Origin of the sequence: Streptomyces spinoverrucosus (assembly GCF_015712165.1) — a bacterium.
In the GTDB taxonomy this organism is placed as follows: domain Bacteria; phylum Actinomycetota; class Actinomycetes; order Streptomycetales; family Streptomycetaceae; genus Streptomyces; species Streptomyces spinoverrucosus_A.
In genome coordinates this window covers 1,955,949-1,971,539 of the sequence record NZ_JADPZX010000001.1, presented here as the reverse complement: position 1 = coordinate 1,971,539, position 15,591 = coordinate 1,955,949, and the positions used below count along the sequence as shown (strand labels likewise).

The 15,591-nt window shown below is 71.0% G+C and carries 13 protein-coding genes; 7 read left to right on the top strand and 6 right to left on the bottom strand.

All coding sequences use genetic code 11. The features are described from left to right. Positions 1–134: 134 nt before the first annotated feature. The 5 genes from fabG to I2W78_RS08840 all read right to left on the bottom strand — a co-directional run bounded on the left by fabG (position 135) and on the right by I2W78_RS08840 (position 6,256). Positions 135–956: a 3-oxoacyl-ACP reductase FabG gene (gene fabG, locus I2W78_RS08860; RefSeq protein WP_196458481.1), complete on the bottom strand. Its 822-nt coding sequence runs from the start codon at positions 954–956 to the stop codon at positions 135–137. A 59-nt stretch (positions 957–1,015) separates the two neighbouring features. Beyond that, entirely contained in the window at positions 1,016–2,686 is a 1,671-nt protein-coding gene (locus I2W78_RS08855) for an FAD-dependent monooxygenase (RefSeq protein ID WP_196458479.1), read from the bottom strand. 31 nt (positions 2,687–2,717) lie between these two features. After that, positions 2,718–3,695, bottom strand: a complete 978-nt coding sequence (locus I2W78_RS08850) for a quinone oxidoreductase family protein (protein WP_196458478.1) — start codon at positions 3,693–3,695, stop codon at positions 2,718–2,720. Between the two features lie 66 nt (positions 3,696–3,761). After that, positions 3,762–4,682, bottom strand: a complete 921-nt coding sequence (locus I2W78_RS08845) for a zinc-binding dehydrogenase (RefSeq protein ID WP_196458476.1) — start codon at positions 4,680–4,682, stop codon at positions 3,762–3,764. Positions 4,683–4,834: 152 nt separating this feature from the next. Beyond that, positions 4,835–6,256: a DHA2 family efflux MFS transporter permease subunit gene (locus tag I2W78_RS08840; RefSeq protein ID WP_230885379.1), complete on the bottom strand. Its 1,422-nt coding sequence runs from the start codon at positions 6,254–6,256 to the stop codon at positions 4,835–4,837. Positions 6,257–6,647: 391 nt separating this feature from the next. Between I2W78_RS08840 and I2W78_RS08835 the strand changes: the two genes are divergently transcribed. The 7 genes from I2W78_RS08835 to I2W78_RS08805 all read left to right on the top strand — a co-directional run bounded on the left by I2W78_RS08835 (position 6,648) and on the right by I2W78_RS08805 (position 14,715). Further along, positions 6,648–7,109, top strand: coding sequence for a MarR family winged helix-turn-helix transcriptional regulator (locus I2W78_RS08835; protein WP_196458472.1), 462 nt, complete (start codon positions 6,648–6,650; stop codon positions 7,107–7,109). A 43-nt stretch (positions 7,110–7,152) separates the two neighbouring features. Beyond that, the gene (locus tag I2W78_RS08830) at positions 7,153–8,184 is read left to right on the top strand and encodes an LLM class flavin-dependent oxidoreductase (RefSeq protein WP_307783646.1); all 1,032 of its coding nucleotides are present in this window, start codon (positions 7,153–7,155) and stop codon (positions 8,182–8,184) included. A gap of 136 nt (positions 8,185–8,320) precedes the next feature. After that, positions 8,321–11,593 (top strand): AfsR/SARP family transcriptional regulator, encoded by a 3,273-nt coding sequence (locus tag I2W78_RS08825; RefSeq protein WP_307783645.1) that lies wholly within the window; start codon positions 8,321–8,323, stop codon positions 11,591–11,593. Positions 11,594–11,833: 240 nt separating this feature from the next. After that, on the top strand, positions 11,834–12,658 hold the full coding sequence (locus I2W78_RS08820; RefSeq protein ID WP_196458466.1) for an AfsR/SARP family transcriptional regulator: 825 nt from the start codon (positions 11,834–11,836) through the stop codon (positions 12,656–12,658). 99 nt (positions 12,659–12,757) lie between these two features. Further along, positions 12,758–13,243 carry a nuclear transport factor 2 family protein gene (locus I2W78_RS08815; protein WP_196458464.1) on the top strand — a complete coding sequence of 162 codons (486 nt, stop codon included), beginning with the start codon at positions 12,758–12,760 and terminating at the stop codon, positions 13,241–13,243. Beyond that, positions 13,240–14,319 carry an alkene reductase gene (locus tag I2W78_RS08810; RefSeq protein WP_196458462.1) on the top strand — a complete coding sequence of 360 codons (1,080 nt, stop codon included), beginning with the start codon at positions 13,240–13,242 and terminating at the stop codon, positions 14,317–14,319. The genes I2W78_RS08815 and I2W78_RS08810 overlap by 4 nt, the downstream gene beginning before the upstream one ends. A 93-nt stretch (positions 14,320–14,412) precedes the next feature. Then, positions 14,413–14,715: an antibiotic biosynthesis monooxygenase family protein gene (locus tag I2W78_RS08805; protein WP_196458460.1), complete on the top strand. Its 303-nt coding sequence runs from the start codon at positions 14,413–14,415 to the stop codon at positions 14,713–14,715. Between the two features lie 68 nt (positions 14,716–14,783). On the opposite strand, the gene I2W78_RS08800 is transcribed toward I2W78_RS08805, so the two are convergent. After that, entirely contained in the window at positions 14,784–15,500 is a 717-nt protein-coding gene (locus tag I2W78_RS08800; protein ID WP_196458458.1) for an SDR family NAD(P)-dependent oxidoreductase, read from the bottom strand. Between the last annotated feature and the right edge of the window lie 91 nt (positions 15,501–15,591).

The window sequence follows — 15,591 nt, the reverse complement described above, 5'->3', positions numbered from 1 at the left end:
TTTCTGCCGGGGGCGCTGCCCCCGGCATCCGTAGGCTGCGCCCGGGATTCAGGGCGTGCTCGGTCCGGGACGCTCACGGGTCGGGGGCGGGACCACGCTCCCCGCCCCCGCCCCCGCCCTCGACCCGGCCGCCGTCAGTAGTTACCCAGACCGCCGCACACGTTCAGGGCCTGAGCCGTGATCGAGGCGGCCAGGTCGCCGGCGAGGTAGCCGACCAGGCCCGCGACCTCCTCGGGGGTCGAGTAGCGGCCGAGGGGGATCTTCGCCTGAAACTTCGTCAGGACCTCGTCCTCCGTGGTGCCCCAGTGCGCCGCGTAACCCTGGCGCACCCGGGCTGCCATCGGGGTCTCCACATAGCCGGGACAGACCGCGTTCACGGTGACCCCGGACTGCGCGAGTTCCTTGCCGAGCGCCTTCGTGAATCCGATGACGCCGTGCTTCGACGCGGAGTACGGGGCGGCCAGTTCGACGCCCTGCTTGCCGCCGGTGGAGGCGATGTTGATGACACGGCCGTGGCCGCGTTCCAGCATGCCGCCGTGGGACAGCACCTCGCGGGTGATGCGGAAGACACTGTTGAGGTTGGTCTCGATGACCGCCTCCCAAAGCTCGTCGGGGAGTTCGGCGGTCATCCCCCCACCGCCTCGCCCCGCGTTGTTGACGAGGACGTGGATGGGGCCGAAGCGGTCCACCGTGGAGCGGACCAGGCGCTGGATGTCCGATTTCGACGTGACGTCGGCGGCGACGCCGTCGGCCTCGAAGCCACGGCCGCGCAGTTTGTCCACGGCGGCGGCGACCGTCGCGCCGTCCCGGCCACACAGGAACACCGCGTGCCCCTGCTCCGCGAGCAGTTCGGCGACGGCGAGGCCGATACCGCTCGTGCCACCGGTGACCAGAGCGACCCGCCGGTCCTCCGCCTTCGCGTTCTCGTTGTGAGCGGCTGCTTCTGCCACTGCCATGCTGAGTCCTTTCGCCACGGCTATCAGGGAGGTTCGGTGCGGTTCGAGAAGCGGGCCGTTCAGTGCACGGGCCGGTGCAGTACGTGCCGCAGCACGCGCTCGATCTCGGCGGCCGGGTCCGGGTGCGCTCCCGCGGACCGCCATGCCACGAACCGGTCGGGCCGCACCAGAGAGGCCCCGTCGGAGCCGATGCCGTACGCGTCGGCGAACGCCCCCTCGGCGTCCAGCAATTCGGTACCGGGCCCGACGCGGTGCACCTGGACGGCCACGCCGAGGGCGTCCGCTGAGGCGGAGGCGCCCTCGGTCCATGCCGCCCCGTCGGGCCCGGTGAGGAGCACGAACGCGTGCCCGAAAAGAGCCGTCGTCGAGGTGGCTGAGCCGTCAGCCCGGGTGAGAGGGACGTACGGGGCGTGGGAGCCGGGACGGCCGGTGGGCCGGGCGGGATCCTCGAACAACTCGCCGTCGTCATGCGGCTCGCTGAGCACGGCCCCCTTCGGGTAGCGGTAACCGAACGCCATGACCGGCGGCGGCAGCGGCGCGGCCAGGGACTTGTCCGCGAGTTCAGGCGAGATACGGTCCACGAGGTTGGCGAACTGCTGCTCCACCAGTTCCTCGGCGTACGGGCGGCGCTCGGCCTCGTGGCTGTCGAGCAGCGCCTCGCCCGCCGTGCCGTTCAGCACTGCCGCGAGCTTCCAGCCGAGGTAAAGACCGTCCAGGTAGGCGGTGTTGCCACCCATGCCACCGGTCGGCGGCATCACATGCGCGGCGTCACCGACGAGCAGCACCCGGCCATCGCGGAAGCGTTCGGCGACACCACAGGAGATCTCCGTCTCGCCTATCTCCTCGATCTTCAGCGGGGTGTCCGGGATACCGAGGTCGGAACCGATCTGCGCGGCGACGGTGTCCCTGTTCGTCCACCAGCCGTCCGGCAGCTCGGGCGTGAGGTTGCGGAAATACCCGTACAGGCCGGGGACCTCGGTGTTGAACAGGACCGCGTGCCCCACGTGCAGTGCGGTGAACCGGCGGCCGTCGGCGGCGCCGTCCGTGTGGGACAGCGGCTCGCTCAGATCGGCCTCGAACAGGACGCGCAGCACCTTGCCGACCGTGCCCCGGCCGCGCATCGCGATGCCGAGGGACTGCCGGATGCCGCTGCGCCAGCCGTCCGCCGCTACCAGGTACTTCGCCCGGATGACGCGCTGCTCCCCGGTTTCCGTGTGCTCGGCGATCCCTGTGACCCCGTCGGCGTCCTGGGTGATCGACATCAGCCGGGTCGAGAAACGCAGCCGGGCGCCAAGTTCCGCCGCCCGGTCCGCGAGCACGCCCTCCACGGCGGACTGGCTCGCGGTGCCCCAGTCCTCTGGCGAGACGTGCCGCATGCTCAGCTGGTCGCCGCTCATCAGCGTGCGCAGTACGGGACCCGCGAGGGTCTTCGCGACGACCATGTGGAAGTCGCTGCGGTACGCGCGCCCCCGCTCCCGTACGGTCTCGGCGGCGCCCGCGATGGCCAGGGCCTCCATCGTGTGCGGGTACTGGCCTGTGGCCTTCACCGCGGTCGACGTGCTCGGGTGCCGCTCTACCACCAGGGCCGGTACGCCGTGCAGGCCGAGGAAGACGGCCGCGCTGAGGCCGCCGGGGCCCGCCCCCGCGATGAGGACGGGGACGGTCTCGTCGGGCACGGCGGTCGGCAACGGTGTGCCGGGCGGATCGGACTGCTGCGTTCTCTGCGTCATTGGACGGGCTCCCTCCGGGCTTGCTCTGGGCTCAGGGGACGAGGACGACACGGCCCAGCTGGGTACGGTTCTCGATGACCCGGTGGGCCTCGGCCGCCTCGGTCAGCGGCAGCGTGGCGTGCACGGCGACGCGCAGATCGCCCGACGCCACCATGCGCACCAGCTCCGCGCGCGCTTCGGCGACGCGCGTCGGGTCGGCCTTGGCCCAGGCATCGAGCGAGGTGCCCACCACGTAGGTGAGACCGAGGAGTTCGGTCATCGCCACCTTCGCCACCTCGCCGTCGGCGCCCGCGAAGCCGTAGTAGACGAGCCGCCCGTACGGCTTGAGCAGCTTCAAGCCGTCCTTGAACACGGCGCCCTCGACGCTGTCGAGCACCACGTCGACACCCTGGCCGCCAGTGAGTTCGCGGACCTTGTCGGCCCAGTCGGGCTGCCGGTAGTCGATGACGTCGTCCGCGCCGTGCGCGAGGACGAAGTCGGCCTTCGCCGGCGAGCCGACCGTGCCGATGACCCGCCCCGCCCCACGAAGTTTCGCGAGCTGGGTGACGAGATGTCCGATCGCGCCGGCCGCGGCATGCACGAGCACCGTGTCGCCCTTGGCGACACGGGCCGCGTCGAGAACGCTCCACGCGGTCTGCGCGGTGGATCCGAGGGCGGTCGCGGTGGCCGCGTCGATCCCCTCGGGCACGATGAGGACGCGCTCGGCCTCGACGACGACCTGGTCCGCGTACGCGGCGGGCACGCCGAACGCCGCGACCCGGGTGCCCGGCGCCGGGCCGTCGGTCTCCGGGCCAAGTACCTCGACCCGGCCCACCACATCACCGCCGGGGCGGCCGGGCAACGGGGACGGGAACGGGGCGGTGTTGCCGCGCATCTGGGTCTCGATGAAGTTGACGCCGACGGCCTCGGTGCGCAGCAGCAGTTGGCCGGGGCCCGGGCTGGGGACCGGGGCGTCCTCGACACGCAGGACATCGGGGGAGCCGTGCTCGTGGTAACTGATCAGTCGCATGGGAACCTCGTGGTGCGGTGACGGGGTGGGTGACGCGGCAGGACGGAGGGTCGCGGCATCCGCGGGTCACATGGACAGGACGACCTTGCCGTTGACCTCGCGGGAGTACAGCGCGCCGATCGCGCGCTGCGGATCGGTCCAGGGTGTGAGCAGACCCGGTTCGGCCACGAGCTTTCCGGTGGCGACCAGGTCCAGGAGGAGGGTCAGGTCTGCCGGTACGTCGCGTCGGGTGACCTCGTCGAGCAGGAACAGGTACTCGATGCGGACGCCCGGTCGGGCGTGGCCCCAGTCGGCGGGCAGGCGCAGCTCGGCGCGGACCGTGTTGCCGAAGACGGTCGCGACGCCGCCGCGGCGCAGGAGCCGGTAGCCGGTGCTGAACACCTCGCCTCCGACGCTGTCGACGAGGATGTCGACGCCAGCGGTGGGCGGCTCGTCGTAGCCGGCGACGACCTCGGCGCCGAAGTCGGCGAGGCCCGTGCCGCGGGCCGGGGAACCGACCCAGGCGGTCACCTCGCTGCCGCCCGCGCGGGCCAGTTGCACGGCCACACGGCCGACGCCGCCGCTCGCGCCGGTGACGAGGGTGTGCTTGCCGAGGAGCCAGCCGGCTTTCCGGAGCGCGTAGAGGGCCGTGAGACCGGCGACAGGGAGGGTGGCCGCGTCGGTGTCGGTGACCGCGTCAGGGATGACCGCCAGGCGGTCGGTGCGGACCGCGGCGAGTTCCGCCCAGGCGTCGTTCGCGGCCAGGCCGGTGACGCGGGCGCCGGTGGGTGGGCCGCTGCCATCGGACGCGGCGCGCAGGACCGTGCCGACGACGTCCAGGCCGAGACCGGAGCCGACCGGGCGGCGCACCGCGAGGAGGAGGTCGGCCCTGTTCAGGGCCGTCGCGTGGACCTCGACCAGTGCCTCGTCCGGGCGGGGGCGGGGGTCGGGTACGGAGCGCAGCTCCAGGGTCAGCGGGTCCAGGTTGGTGGTGACCAGTGCCTTCATCGTTCCTCGCGGGCGGTAGCGGGTGGATTCCCAGGTGTAGGTGGGGGCGCTGGATTTCTGGTCCAGCGATGTTGGGGCGCGCCGCGAACGCCACCGGCCCGCCCAGAGGCGTTCTGGACGGGCCGGTGGCAGGGGAGGCGGTGGTTCGTGGATCAGGCGGGGGTGGACTGGGGGGCCGTGGTCTGCGTGCTGTCGGGCTGCTGCTCCTGTGGGGGCTCCGCGCGGAAGGAGCCGGGTAGGACCAGGGCCGCGAGGGCCGCGATCACACTGAAGGCGATGATGACCCAGTACGAATCGCCGTACGCCGCGGCGGGGTGGCCGTCCGTGTCACCGAGCCGCTCCTGCAGGGTGATCGCGATGGCCGCGATGCCGAGCGCTCCGCCGATCTGGTTGAAGATGAACAGCGCGCTGGTGGCCCGCGGCGCGCTGGCCTCGCCGACAGCCTTGTACATGAACGCCATTGTGCCGGGCGCGGTCAGGCCGATGCCGTAGCCGGTGAGGCCGATCGCGACGGACAGCCACGCGGTGTTCGTGCTGGAGCCGATCTGTGAGAAGGCGAGCGCGCCGAGCGCGGTGACCAGCATGCCGACCGTGGAGGTCAACCGCGCGGTGACCTTGTTCGCGGTCTTGCCGGAGGTGATCGCGCCCGCGGCGCCGAGAACGCCCGAGGGGATCAGCAGCAGGCCGGCGTGCAGGGCGCCGAACTCGCGGGACTGCTGGTAGTACAGCGGGGTCAGGAGCAACAGGGCGTTGGCGACGGCGCCGACGAAGAACATCGTGATGACGGCCATCGTGAAGCCGCGCTTGGTGAACATGCGCAGGTCGATGAGCGGAGTGACCGAAGTGCGCAGCGCGTGCACCACGTACCCGACGAGCAGCAGCGCACCGATGGCGAAGGCGACCAGCACCTTCGGGGACGAGGCGTCTCCGGAGTGCGCGGCCGTCGTGAAGCCGTAGACCAACGCGGCGAAGCCGGGGGAGAGGAGCGCGAGGCCGAGGACGTCGAGGCGCTCCTCGGGGCGGCCGGCGTGCTGGTCGGCGGGCAGGGTGCGCAGCGCGAGCAGCAGGGCGATCAGGCCGATGGGCAGATTGATCAGGAACATCCAGCGCCAGCTCACCGCGTCCACGAGGACACCGCCGAGGACAGGGCCGAGAATCGGGCCGAGAGTGAGCGGCAGCGAGATCAGGGCCATGGCCTTGGCGACTCGCGCGGGTCCCGCCGTCGTCGCGAGGACGCTCTGCACGACCGGCACGATCATGCCGCCGCCGAGGCCCTGGAGCACTCGGAACACGATGAGCGACTCGATCGACCAGGCGAAGCCGGAGAGCACCGAGCCGAGCACGAACAGGGAAACGGCGGCGAGCCACATCGTGCGCCCGCCGAAGCGGTCGACGGCCCAGCCGGCGAACGGCGTGGCGACGGCGACGGCGAGCAGATAGCCGGCGGTGACCCATTGGACGGTCGCGAGCGGCGAGCCGAACTCACCGCTCAGCGTCTTGACGCCGACGTTGACGATGGTCTCGTCGAGCAGTGCCATCAGCAAGGCCAGCAGCAGGACAGCGGCCATGCGCATGAACGCCGGGTCGAGTTTGTCGCTCGCCGCGGCGGTCGTCTCCGCCGGCGCTGGAGCAGTCTGCGAGGGCTCCGTTGTCGTATCGGGTGCTGTGGAGGATTCGGGAGTTCCACGTGTCATGCGTACCGCCTGGGTCGATGCAGTCGGGGACGTGCGCGGATGCGCCCTGGGACGGGCGCGGAAGAACGCCGCGCTCTCTGGGGCTCCCACATTAGAGATAAATGCGGGTGCCTGCATCTAATTTTCGGCCAAGTCTCTTGGTCTCTTGCTGGGTGACGGATCGTTGGGGCAGGCTGCTTGGCGGGACGCGCAACAGATATTGAATGTGCACACATGGATCGTGCATAGAGGCGTCTATACTGGAGGGGGAGCGAACGAAGGGGAGGCGGACATGTCGGCCGATGACCACGCTGGGCGTTCCGGCGAGTTCGACCTGTGGCGTCGGCTGACGCTGATGGTCGGTCAGCTCAACCAGTCACTGGAGAGGATGCTCGCGAGCGAGTACCAGATCTCGCTGCCCGAGCTGATGGTGCTGATCGAGTTGCGGCACGGCCATGAGCGCGGTACCCGGGTCCAGGAGCTGTCGGCCGCGGTCGGGCTCGACCAGTCGTCCATGAGCCGGCTCGTCACCCGGCTGGACAACAAGGGCCTGACAACCCGGGTCTCCTGCGAACACGACCGGCGCGGTGTGTACTGCATGCTGACGCCGGCCGGCGCTGAGCGCGGTCAGCGTGCCGAGGACCGCTGCCGTGAGGAGCTGACGGGACTGCTCGACGTCGCCTCGTTCGACGACCGCTGGGCATCGCTCGTCGCCCGCCTCCGGCACACCGCGGCCGGAACCGCCACCCCTTGATCGCTTCGTCCTCCTTACGGCCCCGATCGTGAAGGAGACCAGCGTGAAACTGTCCGTCCTGGACCAGTCCGTCGTGCCGGAGGGATCCACTCCGGCCACCGCCCTGCACAACTCCCTGGAGTTGGCGCGTCTCGCCGACCAACTCGGTTACCACCGCTACTGGCTGGCCGAGCATCACGCAACGCCCTCCTTCGCGGGCCCGGCTCCGGAGATCATGGCCGCCAGGGTCGCGGCCGAGACCAGCCGTATCCGTGTCGGCTCCGGCGGGGTGCTGCTGCCGCACTACAGCCCGCTGAAGGTCGCCGAGGTGTTCCGGGTGCTCGGCGCACTCTCACCCGGTCGGATCGACCTCGGTATCGGCCGCGGTATCGGCGCCAGCAGTATCGAGGCGCACGCTCTCGCTCCCGGCTCCTCCTCCGGCGGCGGTGACGACGGTGACTTCCCTGGCAAGCTCGCCGAACTGCTTGCGTTCCTGCACGGCGGCTTCCCCGAGGAGCATCCGTACGGGCGTATCCAACTGATGCCCACCGCCGGGGCGCCCGAGGTGTGGCTACTGGTTGCCAGCCCGCAGAGCGCCGAACTCGCCGCCCGGCTCGGGTTGCCCGTGTCCATAGCCCACTTCGGTCGGCCGCAGGTCACCCGGTCCGTCGTCGAGGCGTACCGCACCGCCTTCGACAGCCGCGACGGGTCCCGGCCACGCGTCCAGATCGGCGTCGGCGTGTACTGCGGGCCCACCGAGGAGGAAGCCCAGCGGGTCTTCGCCAGTCAGCGGCTGTTCCGGCTGCGCATGGGGCGCGGGCTGCTGCTGCCGCTGCCGTCCCCGGAGGCCGCGCTCGACGGGCTGCGCGGTGAGGTGGAACCGCTCGCGGACGAGGTGGCCGAGTGGCCGAGGTGCGTCGTCGGTGGCCCCGACCACGTGTACAAGGTGCTCACGTCCATGACCGAGGCGCTGGAAGTGGACGAGTTCATGGTCCTCTCCACGATCCACGCGCCCCACGAACGCATGCGGTCCTACGAGTTGCTCGCACAGCGCTTCGGGCTGGCCGCGGAGACTGACGGCGACAAGGTCGCATGACGCAAACGCTGTGGCGGACATTCAACTAAAAATGTCCGGAACACTGAGGCGCCCCGCCCCTCGAATGTGACCTGGATCATATCGCTGCTGTCTCGTGCGCAACTGCGTTCTACTGTGTCGCCGTGCACGGCCGACCGTGCACAGGGGCACCGACCAGGCAGGTGTGCACTTGAACGGGGAACACGCTTCGACCTACGACTTCCGAATACTGGGGCCCTTGGCGGTCCGCGTGAGGGGAAGGGACCTGACGGTTTCCTCTCCCAAGCAGCGGGTGCTCCTCGCATCGCTGCTGCTGCGGGCCGACCAGGTGGTCACGTCCGACGACCTCATCCGAAGACTCTGGGACGATCAGCCACCCAGGGATACCCGCGCCGCGCTGCACGTCCACACCACCCGGCTGAGAGCGCTGCTGCGCGAGTCACTCGACATCGGCGACCGCCCGGTCATCGAGACCCATCCGGGCGGCTACCGGCTCGCGATCGATCCGGCCGCCCTCGACCTCACCCGCTACCGGCGCGCGGCCGACGAGGCCCGCGCCGCCCGCGGCGAGGGAGACACCGCCCGTGAACTGGCCGCCCTCGAACGGGCGCTCGCCGAATGGCGTGGTGACCCCTTCGAGACCGTGCCCTCCGCCTCGCTCCAGACCGAAGTCGTACCGCAGCTCGGCGAGGAGCGCCTCACCCTCGTCGAACGGCGCTTCGCGCTCCTCCACGACCTCGGTGGCAGTGCGGACATCGTCCCGCAGCTGCGCACCCTCACGGCCGAGCACCCCTTACGGGAACGGCTGCGCGCGTACCTGATGCGGGCGCTGCACCGCACCGGGCAGGTCGCCGCGGCCCTGGAGGAGTACCGCGACTACTACCGGATGCTCGATCGCGAACTCGGACTGCTGCCGGGGCAGGAACTGCAGGAACTGCACCGGCAACTGCTCGCCGAGACCGGTGAACTCCACGCCCCTCAGCCCGGGCCCTCGGGCGCCAGCGTTACGGACACGGCACGGGAGGTCCACCGGCCTGCAGGGGTACGGCCCACCAACCCCAGCGCGCCCTGGGTGGTGCACAGGCAATTGCCGCCTGAGGCCACCCACTTCGTCGGCCGAGAGGAGCTGCTGGAGGAGGTCGTCACCGCGCTCACCCCGCGCCAGCGCGCGGCCGTACCGCTCGTCAGTCTCGTCGGCCCTCCCGGCATCGGCAAGACCGCGCTCGCGCTGCGCGCCGCACACCGGCTCAGCTCAACCTACCCCGACGGGCAGTGGTATGTACGCCTCCACGACGCCCGCGGCGGGACGCGGCCCGTCCACGACATCATCGCCGAGCTGCTGCACTCCTCCGGCGCCGACGTCTCCGCGCTGCCCACCGAACGGCACCAGCTCACCGGTGTGCTGCGCAGCCGACTGGCCGACCGGCGTGTGCTCATCGTCATCGACGACGTCAACGACAGCGAACAAGTCCCCGATCTGCTGCCCGGTTCGTCGAGCTGCGCCGTGCTCGCCCTGCACCGCGAGTACCGGCCCGACCTCGTCGCTGTCTACGGCGCCCGCAGCTTCAGCCTCGACCTGCTGTCGCAGCAGGAGAGCGAGGAAGTCGTCACCGCCGTCCTCGGCCGGGCACCGGAGACCTTCTCCCGCACGGCCGTCGCCGAACTCGTCGACCTGTGCGGCAGACTCCCGCTCGCCCTGCGCATCGCAGCCGGACACCTCGCCGGACGGCCCTGGCGGTCCGTCGAATCCTTCGTCAAGGCGCTGCGCGAGGGCGACCCGCTGGAGCTCCTCGCCCTCGGCGACAGCCCCTCGACCGCCGTTCGGGCCGCGTTCAGCGTCGCCTACGAGGCGCTCCCCGCGCTGTCCCGCCGGTTCTTCCGGCTCCTCGGCGTCGTCGGAGACATCGCCTTCACCGCCAGTACCGCCGCTCAGCTCGCCGATTGTGAACCCCAAGTGGCCGACCAGCTCCTCGACAAGCTCGCCGCGGCACAGCTCATCGAGGTCGAGTCGCAAGACACGTACCGCTTCCACAGCCTCATCGCACTGTACGCGGCGGAGCGCAGCGTCCAGGAGGACGGTCCCGCCGACCGTAGTCAAGCCCTGAACCGGCTGTGCCGCTGGTATCAGCACCGCACCGACGAGGCCGTGCAGTCCTGCTACCCGGGTTTCCTGCGCGTGTTCCGGTCCGAGCCGCAGGTGCCGGGACGCGAGATCGACGCACGGGTCGCGCAGGCGTGGCTGCGCGCCGAGCAGTCCAACCTCGTCGCACTCGTGGTCCGCGCGGCCGACGAGAAGCTGGACGAGGTGTGCGTACGCCTCGTCGACATGCTCCGCGGCTACTTCACCCTGGGCCGGCTCCAGACCGACTGGCTCACCATCGCCCAGGCCGGGCTGCGCGCCGCGATCTCCCTCGGCGACCAGCGGGTCACCGCCGTGATGCGGCTCAGCGTCGGACTCGCCCTGCAGGGCCTCAACCGGCTCCAGGAAGCGGCACGCGAACTACGCGCGGCGCACCGCACGTTCGTCCGGCTCGGCGTGCGTGACTTCGAGGCCGTCACCGTCAACGCCATCGCGATGAACCAGCTCCAACGGCCCACCAAGCACATCGACAGCGCGGTCACCCTGCTGGAACGCGGCCTGGAGATCAGCAGACGGCTGAAGCTGCGGCACGTTGAGGCCCGTGGGCTGATGTACCTCGGCATGGCCCGGCACAGCCAGGGCCGACTGCGGGCGGCCCAGGCCCACTTCAGTCACGCCGCGGCCATCCTCGACGAGGACGGCGTCCAGCGCTCCCGCCCAGAGGTGCTGGCCCGGCTCGGCTCCGTCCACGCCGACCTGTGCGAATGGGACGAGGCCATGGCCAGACTCAGCCTCGCGCTGTCCCTCAGCAATGAGTTCAACGCCCCGCACTCCACGGTCCTCGCCTCCTACGGGCTCGCCCAGGTCTATGCCTGCAACAACCAGGTCGGACTCGCCTACCAGCACGCCGAGAGTGCCGTCGTCATCGCCCGCGACCATGGCTACATCGCCCTGGAGGCCAACGCCCGCAACATCCTCGGCGGACTGCACCTCATCCGGGGCCGGTCCGCCGACGCCCGCGAGGAGTTCTGCCGCACCCTCGGCATCGCCGAACGCATCGGCCACCCGCAGTCCGAGACCCATTCGCTCATCGGCCTCGGCCGGCTCGAACTCGCGGGCGGACGGCCCCGCGAGGCATACGAACTCGGCATGCGCGCGGCAGCCGTCGCGGACAGGTCGGGGCTGCTGCTCCTGCGCGCCCATGCCGAGGAACTGTGCAGGCGCTCCGGCCACGCGCCCGGCCAGGAACGCCGAGTGCCGACCGGTGAAGAGCCCACGGACGGAGGCGGCACCGGCCTGTTCAAGGCGCCCGACAGCCTTCGCGCACTTTTTCCGGACTGCAGTGCCTGAGGCGTATCCGGAGGGCGGTTCACGGGGTGAAAGGAGTGACGGGGGTGTTCTCCGCGGAGAACACCCCCGATCATTGCAGGCACGTGTCCGCAACGTAGTGTTGCGGCTTCATGACGGCCGCGGCCTGCGACGACCCACGAAAGGAAACGCCCGCCCGGGTGAAAGGCCGCCGAAGGTGAGGCGCAAGGTCCAGGGAACACCATGGTGCCGGTACCCCACCCGGCCAGCCCTGGAGGCCAGATGTACGCACGGATTCTCGGACCGCTTACCCTCACGGTCGGCCTGCGGAACGTCACCCCGCGAGCCCCGAAGCAGCGTCAGCTCCTGTCCCTCCTGCTGCTCCACGCCGGGCAGGTCGTCACCGTCGACGAATGCGTGGACGAGCTGTGGGCGGACTCGCCCCCGCACAGCGCCCACTCCACGCTCCAGACGTATGTGATGCAGATACGCAAGACGCTCAGAAGCGCCGCGTCCGCCACCAGCGCCCTCGCGGAGATGCACCTGGAGACCCGCGACCGCGGCTACCTCCTCGCCGTCGGCCCCGGCCGACTGGACCTGCACCAGTTCGAGAAGCTCGTCGAGCAGGCTTCCCTCGCCCGGTTCGCCGGCGACCACGCCCGCGAGTCCGAACTGCTGCACCGCGCCCTCGACCTGTGGTCGGGCAAAGCACTCGCCGACGTCACCTGCGGACCGCTGCTCCGCACCCGGCTCAGCGGACTGCGCGAGACTTGGCTCGGCGCCCTCGAACAGCGCATCGACGCCGATCTGCGGATCGGTCGCCACTGCCGGCTCATCGGCGAACTCAGCGTGCTCACCCGCCAGTACCCAACGTACGAGAACCTGCACGCCCAGCTGATGATCGCCCTCTACCGGTCCGGGCGCACCGCCGACGCCCTGGATGTGTTCGCCGGGCTCCGTCGCACGCTCAGCACCGAACTCGGCCTGGAGCCCTCGGCCCGCATCCGGGACCTGCACGCGGACCTGCTCAACTCCGCACCCGTCGCGGAGTCCGTGTACCTGCCGGGGCCGGACAGCGCGCCCGTGCCGCTGCGGTCGGCCGGCTGACCGGGTGGAGCCGGACTCCACGCCCACTCCACCGGAGGCGGAGAACCTGGCCCGGACTCAGCGCCCCGACCGGCGCCCACGAAGCACAGGAGGAAGACCGTGACGCGGACCGCACCGCCGGACACCAAGACCGTGTCCGACCTGGACTACGCGGCCATCATCCAGTTCTACGCCGGGCACGCGCAGTTGCTGGACGCCGGCCGGGCGGAGGAGTGGGCCGAGCAGTTCACCGAGGACGGCATGTTCGCCCAGAACGTCAAGCCCGGCGTCAAGCGGGGCCGGGCGGACATCGCCGAGGGCATGCGCAAGGGCATCGACGCGCTCGCCGCACGCGGTCTGACCCGCCGCCACTGGTTCGGCATGGTCGCCGCGGAACCCGTCGAGCCCGACGTCGTCCGCACCCGCTACTACGCCGTCGTGTTCGAGACCCCGCAGGGCGGCGAATCCCGGCTGTACCTGAGCACCACCGCCGAGGACGTCCTCGAACGCCGGGACGGGACCTGGTTCGTGCGCAGCCGCTACATCAGCCACGATGGCGCCGAGACGATCACCGGGATCGAAGCCGTCGCCGAGGCCGGCGCATGAGCGGCCTGTTCGACCCGGTCCCGTTCGGCGGCCTCACCCTGCCGAACCGGCTCGTCATGTCCCCGATGGGCCGCGGCCGCACCACTGCCGACGGCACACCGCTGCCCGTCATGGCCGAGTACTACGCGCAGCGGGCCGCCGCCGGACTCGTCATCAGTGAGGCCACTCACCCGAGCCCGGTCGCTGTCGGGCACGCCCACAGCGTCCGGCTGCACACCGCCGAACAGGCCCGCGCCTGGGCCGAGGTCGTCGACGCCGTGCACCGGGCGGGCGGGCGGATGTACCTCCAGATCATGCACGCGGGCCGGATCAGCCACCCCGACCTGCACGGCGAGACACCCGTCGCGCCGTCCGCCGTCCAGGCCGACGGCACCGCCCGTGTCTTCCGTGGCAAGCCCGGCTACCCGATGCCGCGGCCCATGACGGCCGATGACATCGCCGCCACCATCGAGGACTTCACGCGCTGCGCCCGTAAGGCCACCGACATCGGCTTCGACGGTGTCGAGATCCACGGCGCGAACGGATATCTGCTGCACCAGTTCCTGTCTTCGGTGACCAATGTGCGTGACGACGAGTACGGTGGCGACGCCAAGGGCCGTATCCGGTTCGCCGTCGAGGTGGCCCGGGCCGTCGCCACGGAGGTCGGGCCCGAACGCACCGGCATCCGGCTCTCCCCGGGCTTCCCGCTCAACGACATGGCCGAGCCGGACCGCGCCGAGGTGTACCCGGTGCTGCTCGACGGACTCGACGAACTCGGTCTCGGCCACGTCCACTTCGTCGCCGGCAGCGACCTCGGCCTCGTCCACGAGCTGAGCCGCCGGTGGCAGCGCACCGTCGTCGTCAACGCCGGCACAGGGCCGCTCGACACCGACGCCACGCTCGGCGCCGCCGACCGGGCCCTTGCCGACGGCGCCCACTTGCTGTCCTTCGGCCGGCAGTTCCTCGCCAACCCCGACCTGCCCGAGCGGCTGCGCACCCGCGCCTCGCTCAACGCCTGGAATCCGCGCTTCTTTTACGAGGGCGGCAGCCAGGGCTACACCGACTACCCCGCGCTCGCCGCGAGCGCCGCAGGCTGACCGGCTCCCGTGCGGACGCCCCGTCCGGAGGGCGCGCACATGCCGGCGGCCCACGACCATCCGCCAACGACCACCCACCCCAGGGAGACCACCATGGCCGTCGTGTTCGTCAACAAGCTCACGCTGATCGGCGACGCCGAGGAGTTCGAGAACCGCTACGAGGCCGTCGGCGCCTTCATGGAGACCCAGCCGGGCCTCATCCGCTACTCCCTCGTGCGGTCCTCCAAGGACGAGTCCGTCTACTTCAACATCGCCGAGTGGGACGACGAGAAGACCTTCCGCAATGCGCTCGCCGAGCCGGAGTTCCGCCGCCGGCTCGACGCCCTCGCCGGGCTCATCAAAGGCGAGCCGCACCTGAGCGTGCCGGTGCGGCAGGGGCAGGCCGCGCAGCTCTGAGCCAACGGGTCCCGGGGCGGCGCGTCTCGTACGCGCCGCCCCGCGGTGCCCGAGGCCGGGATACGTGCTCAGCTCACCCCGCCGTCCACGCGCAGCACCTGACCGTTGACGTAACTGCTCTCCGGCGAGGCCAGGAACAGCACTGCCTGGGCCACCTCGTCGCCCGTACCCGGACGTCCCGCCGCGAGTGACGGGGCGAGCTTCGGCCACAGCGCCTCGTTGCCGATCAGCGCCTTGCCCATGCCGGAGCTGATGTAGCCGGGCGCCACGCAGTTCACGGTCGCCCCGTCCGCGGCCAGTTCCAGCGCGGCGACGGCGGTGAACGCCTCGACGGCAGCCTTCGACGCGCAGTATGCCGCGGCCCCCGGCATGACCCGCGAGCCCAGCAGAGAGGACATGGTGATGACACGCCCGCCCGGTGCCTCGCGCACGTACGGCACGGCCGCCTGCACGGTGTGGAACACACCGTGCAGATTCGTGTCGACGACCTCCCTCCAGTGTTCGACGGACAGCGCGGCGACTGGGCCCGGGCGGCTGACGCCCGCGTTCGCGACAACGATGTGCGGGCCCCCGTACCGCTCGTGGACGGTCTCCATCAGTGCCGCCACCGAGTCGGGCGCCGTCACGTCCGCCTTCAGTGCGATCAGTCCGTCCCCCGAGGCGTCCGGGACCTCCCGGGCGGCGGCGACGACGGTGGCGCCCGCACTGGCGAGCGCGAGCGCCACGTCCCGTCCGAGCCCCCGGGTGCCCCCGGTGACGATCGCGGTCCTGCCACGCAGTTTCATCTTTCCTCCACAGCATCGGCTTCTGGACTCCGTCGATCCTGTGCGCCACGGCTCGCACCCCGCCGGAGCGGTACTGGAGACAGACAGGCCC

Coding starts and splice junctions, on each gene's coding strand:
- fabG (WP_196458481.1), bottom strand. CDS start 956: ATGGCAGTGGCAGAAGCAGCCGCTCACAACGAGAACGCGAAGGCGGAG.
- I2W78_RS08855 (WP_196458479.1), bottom strand. CDS start 2,686: ATGACGCAGAGAACGCAGCAGTCCGATCCGCCCGGCACACCGTTGCCG.
- I2W78_RS08850 (WP_196458478.1), bottom strand. CDS start 3,695: ATGCGACTGATCAGTTACCACGAGCACGGCTCCCCCGATGTCCTGCGT.
- I2W78_RS08845 (WP_196458476.1), bottom strand. CDS start 4,682: ATGAAGGCACTGGTCACCACCAACCTGGACCCGCTGACCCTGGAGCTG.
- I2W78_RS08840 (WP_230885379.1), bottom strand. CDS start 6,256: ATGCGCATGGCCGCTGTCCTGCTGCTGGCCTTGCTGATGGCACTGCTC.
- I2W78_RS08835 (WP_196458472.1), top strand. CDS start 6,648: ATGTCGGCCGATGACCACGCTGGGCGTTCCGGCGAGTTCGACCTGTGG.
- I2W78_RS08820 (WP_196458466.1), top strand. CDS start 11,834: ATGTACGCACGGATTCTCGGACCGCTTACCCTCACGGTCGGCCTGCGG.
- I2W78_RS08810 (WP_196458462.1), top strand. CDS start 13,240: ATGAGCGGCCTGTTCGACCCGGTCCCGTTCGGCGGCCTCACCCTGCCG.
- I2W78_RS08805 (WP_196458460.1), top strand. CDS start 14,413: ATGGCCGTCGTGTTCGTCAACAAGCTCACGCTGATCGGCGACGCCGAG.
- I2W78_RS08800 (WP_196458458.1), bottom strand. CDS start 15,500: ATGAAACTGCGTGGCAGGACCGCGATCGTCACCGGGGGCACCCGGGGG.